A 14,620-nucleotide genomic window follows, 5' to 3' on the forward strand; every position below is an offset into this window, starting at 1 on the left:
CTGCTTTGGGCCGCATGGCGCTCGCGCATTCGAGTCTTAGGGCGACTGACAAAACGTAGCGAGCAGCTGTCAGGTGGGCGCGGACGGCGCGCAGGAACCGGAGTGTACGGGTGGTACATGAGGATTCCGAGCACCGGCCGCGCCCGCCTGGCGGCTGCGCAGTAGTTTTGTTAGCCGCTCTTAGACGAACGGGCGCATCCATAGGTGTCCAACTGCGATGCAGCGATCGGCCGGCGCATCGGCAGGCCAGCCGGCGACCACGTCCGACCATGGCTGCGGCCCAGCCCAAACCTGCATCCCCATCCTCGCCAGGCCCACCTGCCGCATTGCCTATTCACGCACACGCCTGCGGCTGCTTTGCATGCCGCTGCCAGACAAGGCGCGCGGCGTGCTCCACGATCGGCGCGCCCCACGCCGCCTCGCCGCATGCGCTGCATTCGGGCTCACCCGGGCAATGCTAGTGTGCGCACCTTCTGCGCGACGATACGACTGCGATGCCCAAATCCGCTGTCCTGACCGAAGGCCCGATCGGCAAGAATCTGCTGTTGTTCGCACTGCCGATCATGGCCGGCAACATCGCCCAGTCGCTCAACGGATCGATCAACGCGATCTGGATTGGCCGCTATCTCGGCGAAGAAGCGCTGACCGCGGCGGCCAATGCCAACAGCATCATGTTCTTCCTGATCGGCTCGGTGTTCGGCATCGGCATGGCCTCGACCATCCTGATCGGCCAGGCGATGGGCGCGCGCGATATCGCCCAGGCGCGCAAGGTGATGGGCACCAGCGCGAGCTTTTTCGGCGGGCTGTCGGCCGTGATCGCCGTGCTCGGCTGGTACCTGGCGCCGCATTTGCTGAGCGCCATGGGCACGCCAGCCGCCTCGCAAACCCTGGCCGAAGACTATCTGCGGGTGATCTTCCTGGCGATGCCCACGCTGTATCTGTTCGCGTTCCTCTCGGCCGCCTTGCGCGGCACCGGCGATGCACGCACGCCGTTCCGGTTCCTGTTGCTGTCGGTGCTGCTGGATATCGTGTTCAACCCGCTGCTGTTGTTCGGTATCGGTCCGTTTCCGGCATTGGGCATTGCCGGCGCGGCCTGGGCCACGTTGATCGCGCAGGTCGTCGCACTGGCTGGGTTGCTGGTGTATTTACGCAAGAAGCGCCATGTCTTGTGGCTGGGCCGGAGCGATGTGCGGCTGTTTCGCATCGACCCAGCCATCCTGCGCGCGTTGATCGTCAAAGGCGTGCCGATGGGTCTGCAGATGGTGATGATCTCGCTGTCGATGATCGCCATGTTGTCGTTGGTCAATGGTTTCGGCACCGAAACCGCTGCCGCATTCGGCGCAGGATTGCAGCTATGGAACTATGTGCAGATGCCGGCCATGGCGGTGGGCGCAGCGTGTTCGTCGATGGCCGCCCAGAATGTGGGTGCCGGCCTGTGGTCGCGCGTGGATGCGGTCGCACGTACCGGCATCGCCGCCAATTTCCTGATGACAGGCCTGCTGATCGTGCTGCTGATCCTGTTCGATCGCTGGACCTTGGCCCTGTTTCTGCCCGAAGGCAGCGCCACGCTGGAGGTTGCCCGGCACCTCAACCACATTGCGATCTGGTCGTTCCTGCTGTTCGGTGTCAGCTTCGTGGTCTCGGGCGTGGTGCGCGCCACCGGTGCGGTGATTCCGCCGTTGTTGATCCTGGCGTTTTCGCTATGGGGCGTGCGCGTGCCATTGGCCAACGTGCTGCTGCCGCATCTGGGGGCCGATGCGGTGTGGTGGAGCTTTCCGATCAGTTCGGCCTGTTCGATGCTGCTGTCGCTGGCGTACTACCGCTGGGGCGGCTGGCGCAAGGCGCGCATGCTGAGCGCACCCACGCATCCGTCGGAACTTGCGGCAGCAGCGGAAGTGCCGGCGCATCCGGCCTCGCCGGTCGCCGACCCGGCCCCGCTCACCGATGCACCAGGCGGACAGCAATTACCGCGGACGCCGCAGCGTTAGTCGCGTTTGCCGCAGGCGTACCGTCCGGTCCGCAGCCACCGCGGGTGCATGCGCTTGCAACCGTCGTGGGATCAGGGTGGCCAGCCTCCATACCTCGACCACCCTGATCGAGAGCACGGGTTGCTGGACGCATTCGCTCAAGGCGCGGTGTGCAGCATGCGTGGATGCCGCAATCGAACAGGCATTCCCACAAACGCAAACAGCCGCCCGAAGGCGGCTGTTTGGCAGTGGCGGGACAGGCCCGCCAATGGGGCTTACTCCGCCTTGGCAGCAGCCTGGCGAGCAGCCTTGGCCTGCGCAGCGGCGGCCAGATCTTCCTTGATGCGGGCAGCCTTGCCTTCCAGACCACGCAGGTAGTACAGCTTACCGGCGCGCACCTTACCGCGACGCTTCACTTCGACCGAGTCGATGATGGCGCTGTGGGTCTGGAACACGCGCTCCACGCCAAAGCCATGCGAGATCTTGCGCACGGTGAAGGAGGAGTTCAGGCCGGCATTCTTGGTACCGATCACCACGCCCTCATAGGCCTGCACGCGCTCGCGGTTGCCTTCCTTTACCTTGACGTTCACCACAACGGTGTCGCCCTGGTTGAATTCCGGCAGCTTGCGCTGGATCTGGGCGGCTTCGAAGTCAGCCAGGATGGTCTTGTTGAGTTTGCTCATGGTGGGCACCGCGTGTCTGGTGATATTGGACCGGCAGTCGCCGCACGGCGATTGCTCGAGGTTCGTAGGAGGGCCAGACGCAAGGCTGGCCAGCAAGCCGCATATTGTACCCCAATCAATCTTGCAAGAGCTAGGGGTGAGCCATTATTTCTCGTCGTCCGGGGCGAGTTCGCGGCGAAACTCGTCCAGCAGACGGCGATCGTTCTTCTCCAGCCCCGCCTCGTCGAGCAGGTCCGGACGACGCAGCCAGGTCCGGCCCAGCGATTGCTTCCGGCGCCAGCGCGCAATTGCCGCATGGTTGCCCGACCGCAGCACATCGGGCACATCGCCCCATGCGTGGGTCGCCGGATGGCTGTAATGCGGACAATCGAGCAGGCCCTGCGGGCCTTCGAAACTGTCCTGGGCGGCAGATTCGGCGTCGTTCAATACGCCGTCCTGCAACCGCGCCACCACGTCCACCAGCACTGCGGCACCTAGTTCACCGCCGGACAAGACGTAATCGCCGATGGAGATTTCCATATCCACCGCCTGCGCCAAAAAGCGCTCGTCCACGCCTTCATAGCGACCGCACAACAACATCAGGCGCGGCAACTGCGCCAACTCGCGTGCGAGCGCCTGCGTGAGCGGACGCCCCTGCGGGCTGAGGTAGATCACGGGCGCTGGCCGCGCGTCTGCGGCCTGCACCGCGCCCAGACAGGCCCGCAACGGCTCGATCAACATCACCATGCCGGGCCCGCCACCGAACGGACGGTCGTCCACGCGGCGATAGTTGCCCTGCGCATGCTCGCGCGGATTCCAGCCGTGCAATTCCAGCAAGCCGCGCTCCTGCGCCCGCCCGACCACGCCGAACGCCGCGCATTGCGCGATGAACTCGGGGAACAGGCTGATGACGTCGATGCGCACTGGCAGGGATTCGGGAATCGGCAATGGGTAAGGCAAGAGCGAAGCGGATGGCTTCGATCAGAAATCCGGATCCCAGTCCACCACGATCAAGTTGGCTTCGAAATCCACCGACTTGACGAAATCCGGGAACACGAACGGAATCATGCGCTCACGATCGCCACGCACCACCACCACGTCGTTGGAGCCGGTGGAGAACAGGTGCGACACCGTGCCCAGCTTGACGCCTTCGACGGTTTCCACCTGCAATTCTTCCAGATCCACCCAGTAATATTCGTCGGGCTTGGGCGGCGGCAAGGCACTGCGCGCGACGTAGATTTCAGTCCCGTGCATGGCTTCGACCGTGTCACGGTCGGTGACGCCAGGGAACACCGCAATCAGATTCTTGCCCTGATCGCGCCCACGCACGCCGCTGACCACCGACTCCTGTCCGGACGGCGCGCGCACGATCCACGGCTGATACCGGAAGATGGCGGTCCGTGGCTCGGTCCAGGATTCGAGCTTCAGCTCGCCCTTGACACCAAAAGCGCCGACAATCCTGCCTAACAGGATGCGGCGCTCGGTCTGCTTCATCTGCGTCGACTCTGGGCCAGGTGGCGACACCCGGCCCTCAAGTTCAGGCCGCAGCGGCCTGAGACTTGGCTTCGCGATACAGGTTACGCACCTTGTCGGTCAGCTGCGCACCGTTGCCGACCCAATGGTCGACGCGTGCGACGTCCAGCACGATGCGCGGTTCTGCACCCTGGGCAACCGGGTTGTAGTAACCCAGGCGCTCGATGTTGCGCCCGTCGCGCGCGCTGCGCACGTCGGTCACGATGATGTGGTAGAACGGACGCTTCTTGGCGCCGCCGCGGGTCAGTCGGATCTTGACCATGGTGTTGTTTTCCTAGTTGCCCAGTCGCCAGAGTGGCACGGTAAGCCGGCGATTATAGCGGGCTCCGGCGGCGAAGCCAAGCCGCCCCTGAATCGCTCAGATCGCTTGCCAGGCCTGGGTTTGCAGGGACCGCTCCAAAACCGCCAGCTGGGCGGCGCCGTCCGGCCACTGCACAGACCCGACCGCCGCCAACGCTTGTTGCCCGCGCGCATTGCAGCTGAAGCCGCCATCGAATGCGTGGAGCTCGCCCAGCGCGACCGGGCGCGTGTCCTGCTCGATGCCAAGCGCCTGCAGCCCGGCCTGCAGCAGACGCTGCCGGGTGCCGGGCAAGGCCGGCCCCTGTGGCCACACGACCCTGCCCTGCTGCCACAGGCCCAGATTCCAGAATGCACCCTCCACGAGCCGGCCTTGCGGATCGATCAGCAGCGCATCGTCGAACCCGGCAAGCAGTGCCTGACGGCGCAGCTGCAGCAGCGCAAAGGTGCCGACGTGCTTGCACAGCGGCTGCTCGCGCACGTAATTGGCCGGCTGCACGCGCACAGCGGTGGCGGGCGTCTGCGCGGCGGGCGAGAGCGCGATCAACACATCCAGTGCGACGGCGCGCGCTGGATCGCGCAGGTCGAAATCCTGCGAAAACACCGTGATGCGCACGCTCGCATCGGTGCTGCCGGCACCCGACAACGCAATGCGCAACTGCGCGCAAATGGCGTCAATATCGACGGCAGCACCAAACAAGGCTGCGCTGTCGTGCTGCAGACGCTGCAGATGCAGGTCCAGCCCAAGCGCAGCGTTGTCGCGCACCTGCAGCGTGGTGAAGTGGCCGTAATTGTTCAACGCCGCAGCACTGAGCTGCTGCGCGGTGGCGGCTACGCCATTGCAGAAGATCAACGGCACAGCAGCGCTTGCGCCTGTTCCCACCACTGCGTCACGACGTGCGCAGCAGGTTGCGCAGGCGCCATCCAGGCCGATTGGCCGGCCCAGGCCTGCATTGCATCCAGACGATTGTCGCGCGCGGCCGCCTGGCGCATCGGTGCGGTGAGCCCGCGCTGCACCGGGTATGGCGCAGGTGGTGGTGCGTCTGCAGCGTTTGCTGCACTGACATACGGTGTGGCCAGCGCGCGCCCCAACCGACCCGAGAATGCGCGGGTTGGCTGGGTGTGCTCCGGCTCTGCCTGAGATAACGCGTCGGCCCAGGCGCTCGGCAATGCAGCTTCGGGGGTGCGTAGCAGACCGGTGCCGATCTGCACCGCGCTTGCGCCCAACGTCAGCGCCGCCGCAATGCCGCGCGCATCGGCGATACCGCCGGCCGCGATGATCGGGATATCGAGACGATCGACCAGGCGCGGCAACAGCGCCAATAGTCCGGTCATCTGCTGCGCGGCGCGGCCGGCCTCGAACGCACCGCGATGACCACCGGCTTCGGCCCCTTGCGCAACCACTGCATCGGCACCTGCTGCCTGCGCCGCAAGGGCTTCGTCCAATGTGGTGGCGCAGGCGAACCAGGCGATCCCGGCATTCTTGAGACGTGCCACCTGATCGGGCCGAAAGATACCCATGATCGATGAGGCAACTGCTGGCCGCGCGGCGAGCAAGGCGTCCAATTGCGCGTCGAAATCGGCAGGTGTCGCGTCGCCCGCTGTCTCCGGCACCGGGGGCCCCCACTGCGCAAGAAACGCGCGCAGCCGCGCTTCGGTCGCCGCATCGCGCGCAGGTGCCGGGTCGGGAATCCATAGATTGACCTGCGCAGGCCCTGCGCTGGCCACACCGAATGCGGCCATCCACGCCACGATGTCGTGCGGCTGCGATAACACGGCCCCCATCGCGCCCATGCCCCCGGCGTTGGCGACCGCCGCCGACAATGGCACCGGGCAGGCGCCGGCCATGGGGCTGAGCAGGATCGGCAAGCGCAGCCCAAAGCGCTGCTGAAAGGCATCGACGTTGGAAAACCTGGTCATCAATCACTTCGAGCACCATGAGATGCCACATGGTAACCGCGACGCAGGGACGCCGATGCCGGCACAGGCACGAGCACCTGCGGCGCCCGGCTGATGGCTGCGTAGCAGATGTTCTCTGCGCATGCGCCGGCATCGGCATGCTTGCCGGTATGACTCTTCGACCCAGACAGTCTCCGACGCGAAGTACGCCGGCGCTGCGGACGCTATAGAGAAGCGCGCCACAAGCACTGATCGATAAACGCCGAAGCCGGTTGGGGGCACCGCGCCGGCGGCTCGCATAGCGCAAGCCAGGCAGCAATCGCCATCGGCACGACAGGCACGCTGCGTGCAGCTGGCCGGTGTTGCGCTCGCCACGCATGTTCCGGCTCCGGCCCACTTCTTCCTAAGACAGCACGTCCACGATGTGGCGGCGCCACTTGGGCACGGCGACATGGCGCACGGCTTGCTGGAGGCCGCGTTAGGTTGTTGTGTCGAGCTGCAGCAGGCGAGCGATCGCCTGCGCGGTACTGGTGGCGTCGCCCACGTCTTCAGCGGCGAACAATGCCGCTCGCACGCCTGCAGTGCGCGAGCAATAGGCGGTCGACACCCGCAACAACCAGTGCGATGCACCGCCAGAGAGCAAGACCTGCCGGAACGACCACCCGCCTCGATGTGGTGTGCCAGGCCAGCACAAGGACCAGCGCAAGATGCACGCACTGCGCGCCTGCGAATGCTTCGCAGCGCGGCGTGCGCAGGTTGCTCAGCGGAACGGCATGCCGCCGCGGCCGCCCATGGCGCCCATCATGCCCTTCATGTTGCGCATCAGGCCCTTCATGCCGCCACCGGCCAGCTTGCCCATCATCTTTTCCATCTGCTGGTACTGCTTCATCAGCTTGTTGACGTCGGCCGGCTGCATGCCCGAGCCGCGGGCGATGCGGGCGCGGCGCGAGCCGTTGAGCAGCGCCGGGTTGCGGCGCTCCTTCTTGGTCATCGAATTGATGATGGCGATCATGCGCGGCACTTCCTTGCCGGTGACCTGCTGCTTGACGTTGTCCGGGATCTGGCCCATGCCCGGCAGCTTGTCCATCAGCCCATGGATGCCGCCCATGTTCTGCATCTGCTCGAGCTGTTCCTTCATGTCGTTGAGGTCAAACTTCTTGCCCTTGGCGACCTTGGCGGCCAGCTTGGCGGCCTTTTCCTGGTCGACGCTGTGCTCGACCTGCTCCACCAGCGACAGCACGTCGCCCATGTCCAGGATGCGGCTGGCGACGCGATCGGGATGGAACACGTCCAGGCCATCGGTCTTTTCGCCGGTACCGACGAACTTGATCGGCTTGCCGGTGATGTAGCGCACGCTCAGTGCCGCGCCGCCGCGGGCATCGCCGTCGGTCTTGGTCAGCACCACGCCGGTGAGCGGCAGCGCCTCGCCGAAGGCCTTGGCGGTGTTGGCCGCGTCCTGGCCGGTCATGGCATCGACCACGAACAGGGTTTCGGTCGGGTTGACCGCGGCATGCAGCGCCTTGATCTCGTCCATCATCGCCTGATCGATCGCCAGGCGGCCGGCGGTGTCGACCAGCAGTACGTCGACGAAGGACTTGCGCGCATCGCTGATGGCAGCGCGCACGATGTCGACCGGCTTCTGCGACGCATCGGAGGCGAAGAATAGCACCCCGACCTGGTCGGCCAGGGTCTTGAGCTGCTCGATCGCGGCCGGGCGGTAGACGTCGGCCGAGACCACCATGACCTTCTTCTTGCGCTTTTCCTTCAGGTGCTTGGCGAGCTTGCCGACCGTGGTGGTCTTGCCGGCGCCCTGCAGACCGGCCATCAGCACGATGGCCGGTGCCGGCACGTTGAGATTGAGGTCGGTGGCGGCCGCGCCCATCACGGCGGTGAGCTCGTCGCGCACCACCTTGATCAGCGCCTGGCCCGGGGTCAACGACTTGAGCACCTCCTGGCCCACTGCGCGCACCTTGATGCGCTCGATCAACGCCTGCACCACCGGCAGCGCGACGTCGGCCTCCAGCAGCGCGATACGCACTTCGCGGGTGGCTTCGCGGATGTTCTCCTCGGTCAGGCGGCCGCGGCCGCGCAGGCGCTCCATGGTGCCGGAGAGACGTTGGGTAAGGGACTCGAACATGCGCACAGGACCGCAGAGGGGAAACGGGTGCCGATTATAGCGGCACCGGCTGGCGGCCTGCCCCGGCCTGCACGGGCCCGGCAAGGTGCCCGGTGAGGAACTCTTCGACCGTGCTGCGAGGCGGGCAATCAGCCGGGACCGAACCGGGACGCGCAGGAATGGCAGCAAGGCCGGCGAAAGCCGCGCTACTGCGTGCCAGGCGCACCCTGCTTCACCAGGCGCTCCCTCGCGACGAGAGACCGCCCGCCAGCAAAACCCACGCGACCCACGGCCCAGGCCTCCCCGATTCCCGATTCCCGATTCCCGATTCCCCAATCCCGGCCCCACCATGCGAAACTTCCACGATGACAATCGTTCTCATCGCGTTCGCCCTATACCTGCTGGCCACGGCGCTGCTCACTCGGGCAGTGTTGCGCGATGGCAACCAATCGCCTGCGCGCTGGCTGGCGCCCGCACTGGCTGCAGTGGCGTTGCATGCCGGTTACCACGTGCTGGTGGCCGTGCGCACCGCCGGCGGGCCGGACATGCATTTCTTCGCGGCACTGTCGTTGTGCGGGCTGGGCATGGCTGCGCTGACGGCGGTGTTCGGCGGTCGCGGGCGGATGGCGGCGGTGGGCGTGGTGGTGTTCCCGCTGTCGGCGATCCTGCTGGCCAGCTACCACGCCTACGGCCACGAACCCAGCTCGGATCTGGGCTGGCGACTGGAATTGCACGCGTGGCTGGCCTTGCTGGCCTACGCCACGCTGGGCATCGCGGCGCTGCTGGCAATCATGCTGTGGCTGCAGGAACGCGCGTTGCGGCGGCGCGATTTCCATAGCTGGCTGCGCGCGCTGCCGCCGCTGACCGAGCTGGAAACGCTGCTGTTCCGCACGATCACGGTGGGCTTTGTGCTGTTGAGCCTGACCCTGCTGACCGGGCTGTTGTTCGTGCAGGACTTCCTGGCGCAGCGGCTGTTGCAAAAGACCGTACTGAGCATCCTGTCGTGGATCGTGTTCGGTGCGCTGCTGATCGGCCGCTGGCGCAACGGCTGGCGCGGCACCAAGGCGGTGCATTGGACGCTGACCGCGATGGTGCTGCTGGTGCTGTCGTTCTTCGGCAGCAAGTTCGTCATCGAGCTGGTGCTGGGGCCGCGTTGAGCGCGGTTGGCCTAGCCCAGCGTCTCAGATTCGAAAGCGAGTACGGCGAACTGCGATCGCGTTGATTGCGCACATCCTGGCTGGTGCGCCGACCGCGCGCGCGCGGATCGATCTTGTGCGGCGCGCTACGGGTATCGGCCACGCCAGGTCGTTGGCAACCCAGGCTTACGGCAACTGGAGGATGCGCACGGTCAGAACTGACACTGCGATCAGCGGCGCCGGGTCGCTCCCGCACGACGCAGCCCAGCTAACTCCTCAGCGCTGACATCTCTCACGCATCCAGCGCGGCGCGTACAGCGTCCCACGGCTGGTCCGGCCCAGCATGGGCAAAGCGATAGCTGATACTGCGGCGGTAGGTCTGGCCCGGCCGCAGGATGGTCGACGGGAAGTTGGGATGGTTGGGGGCGTCCGGATAGTCCTGCGGCTCCAGGCAGACGCCACGCCCCAGTCCGGGATGGTGGGCGTCCAGATGCTGGCCTTCGTACACCTGCACCGCCGGGGCATCGCTGCCGATGCGCAGCGCCACCCCGCTGTGCGGGGAGTACAGCTCGGCAACGCAGTCCGCGTCGGCGGCCAGCACCAGACACTGGTCATAGCCCTTGCCGAGGACGATCTGCGGATGTGCCGGGTCGGTGTTGTCGGCCAGCGCGGCAGGCTGGCGGAAATCGAATGGGGTACCGGTCACCGATGCGATCTGGCCCGTGGGGATCGACTCGGCATCCACCGGCAGGTAGCGATCGGCAGGCACGCGCAGCACCTGCGCTGCGGCACGCAGCTGCGGGTCGCCGGACAGGTTGAAATACGGGTGATGGGTGAGGTTCAACGCAGTCGCGGCATCGCAGTGCGCTTCGAAGTCCAGCTGCAGGCTCCACCCGTGAAGCTGCAGGCGCGCACGCACCTGCAGATTGCCGGGGTAGCCCTCTTCGCCATCGGGCGAGTCGTAGCCCAGCACCACCTGGTCCGGCGCCTGCTCCAGCACGCTCCACACCCGTCGCCCGAAACCGCGCAGCCCGCCGTGCAGTTGGTTACGCCCTTCATTGGCGGCCAGCATGTGGGTGACGCCGTCCAGGGTGTAACGCGCACCGGCGATGCGGTTGCCGAAGCGGCCCACCAGAATGTTGAGGCTGTCGCCATCGGCAGCATAGGCGGGTAGATCCGGCAGGTTCAGCACCAGCGGCACCACACCCTGAGCGGTCGTCAACTGCAGCGTATGCAGGATGCCGCCATAGGTGAGCACCTCCGCCTGCAGACCAGCCTCGCTGCGTAACGTGAGTGCGTGGATCTCGACACCGTCTGGCAACTGCCCGAACACTCGCTGCATGGATCGTCCTGCCGATGAGATAGCCCGCGAGCATAGCCGCATGCGGTGGCTGCCGACCATGCTGCTGCGCACATCCTGGCCGGCGAGACGATTGCGGCGGCGAAGCGACTGCCGCGCTCGCCTGCAGCGCTCGCGCTGCAGCAATACAAAGAACGGCCACCGGCACTACGCTAGCCGCGCGTTTCCCATCGCAGCAGCACCCAACCGACCATCGACCAGCACAGGAGCACCGACCCGATGCAGTGGATTTCCCCCGCATTGCAGGCATCGCGCAGGCAGCTGTTGAACGCCGTTTTCGTCGCCGCCTCGCTTGCCAGCGTGCCGGCCGCCTTCGCTGCCGAGGTCAAGGTCAGCGGCACCTTGCGCGTGGACCAGCCCGGCGCGCAGGTGTCGCGGCAACTGTTCGGCCAATTCGCCGAGCATCTGGGCACCGGCATCTATGGTGGCGTGTGGGTGGGCGAGCAGTCGCCGATTCCCAATACGCGCGGCTATCGCAACGACGTGGTCGCCGCACTGAAAGCCATCGCCGTGCCCAACATTCGCTGGCCCGGAGGTTGCTTCGCCGACGAGTACCACTGGCGCGATGGCGTCGGCACGCCGGCCAAGCGCCCGATCCGGGTCAACACGCACTGGGGCGGTGTGGAGGAGTCCAACCGTTTCGGCACGCACGAGTTCATGGACTTCACCGAATTGCTCGGCACCCAGGCCTATGTCGCCGGCAACGTGGGCGATGCTGCGCCGGAGGAGATTGCGCAGTGGAGCGAGTACATGACCGCGCCGACACGCTCGAGCCTGGCCAATGAGCGCCGCGCCAATGGCCGCGATGCGCCCTGGCAGGTCCCCTACTTCGGCGTGGGCAACGAGCTGTGGGGCTGCGGCGGCAACATGCGCGTGGAATACGCAGCCGATGTGTTTCGCCGCTACCAGACCTTCGTCAAGTCGCCGGCCAACCAGAAGATTCTCAAGATCGCGCCTGGCCCAAGCGACGACGACTATCACTGGACCGAGGTGATGATGCGCGAGGCCACCAAGTTCATGGATGGGCTGAGCATGCATTACTACACCATTCCCGGTGGCTGGCCGCCGCGCGCGTCTTCGACCACGTTCGACGAAGCCGGGTGGATCCAGACATTGTCGCGCACGTTGGTGATGGACGAGCTGATCACCAAGCACAGCGCGATCATGGACAAGTACGACCCGGCCAAGAAAGTGGCCCTGGTCGTGGACGAATGGGGCACCTGGTATGCGCCATTACCCGGCACCAACCCCGGTTTCCTGCAGCAGCAAAACAGCCTGCGCGACGCGCTGGTGGCCTCCCTCAACTTCGACATCTTCAGCCAGCATGCCGAGCGCGTGCGCATGGCCAACATCGCGCAGATGGTCAATGTGCTGCAGGCGATGATCCTCACCGATGGTGACAAGATGGTGCTGACGCCGACCTATCACGTGTTCGCGCTCTACAAGCCCTACCAGGACGCCACGCACCTGCCATTGCAATTGCAGACACCGCAGTACCGTCATGGCGACACGCAGGTGCCGGCAGTGCACGGCTCGGCGGTGAAGGCGAAAGATGGCCATGTGTATCTCGCACTGACCAATCTGGACGCGACCGCAGCGGCGACTGTAAGCGTGCAGGTGGAAGGGCTGCCGCTACGTGCGGTGGAGGGACAGATCCTGACCGCACCGGCGATCACCACGTACAACACCTATGCGCAGCCAACGGCCGTTGCGCCGGCGGCATTCAAGGGCGCACGTGTCCAAGGCAAGGCAGTGAACGTGGCGCTGCCGGCGCATTCGATCGTGATGCTCAAGCTGCAATAGCGATCGGATGCAATGCGCAGGGCTGCCCAGACGCATGACGCGTCGGGCACTGCCGGCCGTGTGGACGCCGCGTTGCCGCGTGCGGGCGCGCCTTCGAAAGGGGCGCGATCGTTGCATTTCTGATGTGCCTGGTGGTCACGTCGCCGTGCCGGCGTGACACTCCGGATTGAAGGCGCCATCGACGAGGCGACTAGCAGCGCCGTCGATGCCGCACGCCCGGTCGACGTTTACGCGCTGGCCGGGGTGCTCTTGAGCATGTCGATGAGCTGGCGCAGGCGGTAGGGTTTGGGCAGGAAATCGACCTGGGCCGGCAACGGCGGCAACTGCGCCTTGGCAAACCCCGAGGCCAGAATCACGCGCGCCTGCGGCAGCAGTTGCGCCACCTGCTCGCTCAGTTCAATGCCCGACATGCCGTTGGGCATGCGGATATCACTGAACACCACATCGTACGGGCCGCTGTCGCGCACCATGCGCAATGCGCTGTGACCATCATCGGCGGTGTCGACGCTGATGCCGGCATCGCGCAGCGCTTCGCCGATCAATTCGCGCAGTTCTTCTTGGTCTTCCACCATCAGCAGGCGAAGGGATTCAGTCATGCTCGGCCTCCTCGACGGCCGGAAGAAACACGGTGACGGTGGTGCCGCGTCCAGGTGCGGTCTCAAGCTCGACAAAGCCACCGGACTGGGATGCGAAGCCATAGACCTGGCTCAAGCCCAGGCCAGAGCCCTTGCCGACATCTTTGGTGGTGAAAAATGGTTCGCTGGCGCGTTGTGCAACGTGCGCGGACATCCCCGGACCGTCGTCGCGTACCGCAAGGGCCACGTACCGGCGACTTGCACCTTGTGGGCCTGACGGTTCGGATCGTTGCGCAGCAAAAGTGAGCAACACGATGCCGCCGCCAGCGGGCATCGCATCGCAACTGTTGAAGACCAGGTTGAGCAGCGCCGCCTCCAGCTGGCCAGGGTCCACGCGCACATGCGGCAGTGCGTCGGCAAACTGCAACGACAAGCTCACACCCGGCGGGCAGGCACGCCGCAACAGTTCCAACGAACGGGTCACGACGTCGTTGACGGGGTGGCGCTCGGGGTTCAGCTGTTGCCCGCGCGCGAACGCGAGCAGTTGCCGCGTCAACAAGGTGCCGCGATCCACCGCCGTTTGCGCCACTTCGATCAGCACGCGGGTGCGCGCGTCATCGCCTGCGCGCAACGCAATCAGATCCAGGCTGGTCACCATCACCGTGAGCAGGTTGTTGAAATCGTGGGCCATGCCCAGCGTCAACCGGCCCAAGGCTTCGACCTTCTGCGATTGCAGCAACGCCTGCTGCGCCTGTTGCAGCAGCTGCTGGGCTTCATGGCGCTCGGTCAGGTCGCGGGTGATTTTTGCAAATCCCACCAATACGCCGAATTCGAGCACCGGTTCGATGACCACGCTGGCCCAGAATCGGCTGCCGTCCTTGCGCAGGCGCCAACCTTCGGCAGCGAAGCGCCCTTCCCGCTTGGCGATTTCCAGATTGCGACCGGGTTCGTCGCGTTGCGCATCCTCGGGCAGGTAGAACCGCGAGAAATGCGTGCCTAAGACCTCGCTTGCGCTGTAGCCCTTGATGCGCTCACCGCCGGGATTCCAGCTGCGAATATGCCCACCGATATCGAGCATGTAGATCGCGTAATCGGACACGCTCTGTACCAACAGCTGACACTGCCGGCTGTCGTAAGAAAGCGGCCCTGCGCTGTCGATGGCCGTTTCCGCATCCATCGCGCGATGATTCTCCGGAAAAGCGCGGGACCATATTGATAGCGGCGTGAAGGCTGCGTGCAAGCTAACCCGGCAGCAAAAAGCGTCAAATTTCC

At 65.6% G+C, this 14,620-nt stretch carries 13 protein-coding genes and 1 other RNA gene; 3 read left to right on the forward strand and 11 right to left on the reverse strand.

Translation table 11 applies throughout. The features are described 5' to 3' along the window. Positions 1-43 precede the first annotated feature (43 nt). Positions 44-119, reverse strand: a non-coding RNA gene (locus ACCQ03_RS11865) — sX9 sRNA. 375 nt (positions 120-494) lie between these two features. Here ACCQ03_RS11865 and ACCQ03_RS11870 point away from each other — a divergent pair. Next, on the forward strand, positions 495-1,988 hold the full coding sequence (locus ACCQ03_RS11870; RefSeq protein WP_209225428.1) for an MATE family efflux transporter: 1,494 nt from the start codon (positions 495-497) through the stop codon (positions 1,986-1,988). A gap of 254 nt (positions 1,989-2,242) precedes the next feature. Here the strand turns inward: ACCQ03_RS11870 and rplS are convergent, their stop codons facing one another. The 7 genes from rplS to ffh form a co-directional block, all read right to left on the reverse strand. Continuing rightward, positions 2,243-2,650 (reverse strand): 50S ribosomal protein L19, encoded by a 408-nt coding sequence (rplS, locus tag ACCQ03_RS11875; protein WP_003484215.1) that lies wholly within the window; start codon positions 2,648-2,650, stop codon positions 2,243-2,245. A gap of 144 nt (positions 2,651-2,794) precedes the next feature. Then, on the reverse strand, positions 2,795-3,553 hold the full coding sequence (trmD, locus tag ACCQ03_RS11880; RefSeq protein WP_057680058.1) for a tRNA (guanosine(37)-N1)-methyltransferase TrmD: 759 nt from the start codon (positions 3,551-3,553) through the stop codon (positions 2,795-2,797). A 57-nt stretch (positions 3,554-3,610) separates the two neighbouring features. Then, positions 3,611-4,123, reverse strand: a complete 513-nt coding sequence (gene rimM / locus ACCQ03_RS11885; protein WP_017158014.1) for a ribosome maturation factor RimM — start codon at positions 4,121-4,123, stop codon at positions 3,611-3,613. Positions 4,124-4,166: 43 nt separating this feature from the next. Continuing rightward, positions 4,167-4,424 (reverse strand): 30S ribosomal protein S16, encoded by a 258-nt coding sequence (gene rpsP / locus ACCQ03_RS11890; RefSeq protein WP_003484223.1) that lies wholly within the window; start codon positions 4,422-4,424, stop codon positions 4,167-4,169. A 96-nt stretch (positions 4,425-4,520) separates the two neighbouring features. Then, on the reverse strand, positions 4,521-5,318 hold the full coding sequence (locus ACCQ03_RS11895) for an aminotransferase class IV family protein (protein WP_209225430.1): 798 nt from the start codon (positions 5,316-5,318) through the stop codon (positions 4,521-4,523). Then, positions 5,309-6,379, reverse strand: coding sequence for an NAD(P)H-dependent flavin oxidoreductase (locus ACCQ03_RS11900; protein WP_057686997.1), 1,071 nt, complete (start codon positions 6,377-6,379; stop codon positions 5,309-5,311). The genes ACCQ03_RS11895 and ACCQ03_RS11900 overlap by 10 nt, the downstream gene beginning before the upstream one ends. 739 nt (positions 6,380-7,118) lie before the next feature. Continuing rightward, the gene (gene ffh / locus ACCQ03_RS11905; RefSeq protein WP_017158010.1) at positions 7,119-8,495 is read right to left on the reverse strand and encodes a signal recognition particle protein; all 1,377 of its coding nucleotides are present in this window, start codon (positions 8,493-8,495) and stop codon (positions 7,119-7,121) included. Between the two features lie 344 nt (positions 8,496-8,839). Between ffh and ACCQ03_RS11910 the strand changes: the two genes are divergently transcribed. Next, entirely contained in the window at positions 8,840-9,631 is a 792-nt protein-coding gene (locus ACCQ03_RS11910) for a cytochrome C assembly family protein (protein WP_017158009.1), read from the forward strand. A 271-nt stretch (positions 9,632-9,902) separates the two neighbouring features. On the opposite strand, the gene ACCQ03_RS11915 is transcribed toward ACCQ03_RS11910, so the two are convergent. After that, on the reverse strand, positions 9,903-10,952 hold the full coding sequence (locus tag ACCQ03_RS11915) for an aldose epimerase family protein (RefSeq protein WP_209225432.1): 1,050 nt from the start codon (positions 10,950-10,952) through the stop codon (positions 9,903-9,905). 237 nt (positions 10,953-11,189) lie between these two features. Between ACCQ03_RS11915 and ACCQ03_RS11920 the strand changes: the two genes are divergently transcribed. Then, positions 11,190-12,773: an alpha-N-arabinofuranosidase gene (locus ACCQ03_RS11920; protein ID WP_209225434.1), complete on the forward strand. Its 1,584-nt coding sequence runs from the start codon at positions 11,190-11,192 to the stop codon at positions 12,771-12,773. A gap of 227 nt (positions 12,774-13,000) precedes the next feature. Here ACCQ03_RS11920 and ACCQ03_RS11925 read toward each other — a convergent pair whose 3' ends face one another. Together ACCQ03_RS11925 and ACCQ03_RS11930 are read right to left on the reverse strand one after the other, a co-directional pair. Continuing rightward, a complete protein-coding gene (locus ACCQ03_RS11925; RefSeq protein ID WP_017159693.1) occupies positions 13,001-13,369 on the reverse strand; it encodes a response regulator in 369 nt (122 codons plus the stop codon). Next, positions 13,362-14,525 carry a two-component system sensor histidine kinase NtrB gene (locus tag ACCQ03_RS11930; RefSeq protein WP_209225436.1) on the reverse strand — a complete coding sequence of 388 codons (1,164 nt, stop codon included), beginning with the start codon at positions 14,523-14,525 and terminating at the stop codon, positions 13,362-13,364. The genes ACCQ03_RS11925 and ACCQ03_RS11930 overlap by 8 nt, the downstream gene beginning before the upstream one ends. Positions 14,526-14,620: the final 95 nt, after the last annotated feature.

Origin of the sequence: Xanthomonas sp. NCPPB 3569, from assembly GCF_041475645.2 — a bacterium.
In the GTDB taxonomy this organism is placed as follows: domain Bacteria; phylum Pseudomonadota; class Gammaproteobacteria; order Xanthomonadales; family Xanthomonadaceae; genus Xanthomonas; species Xanthomonas phaseoli.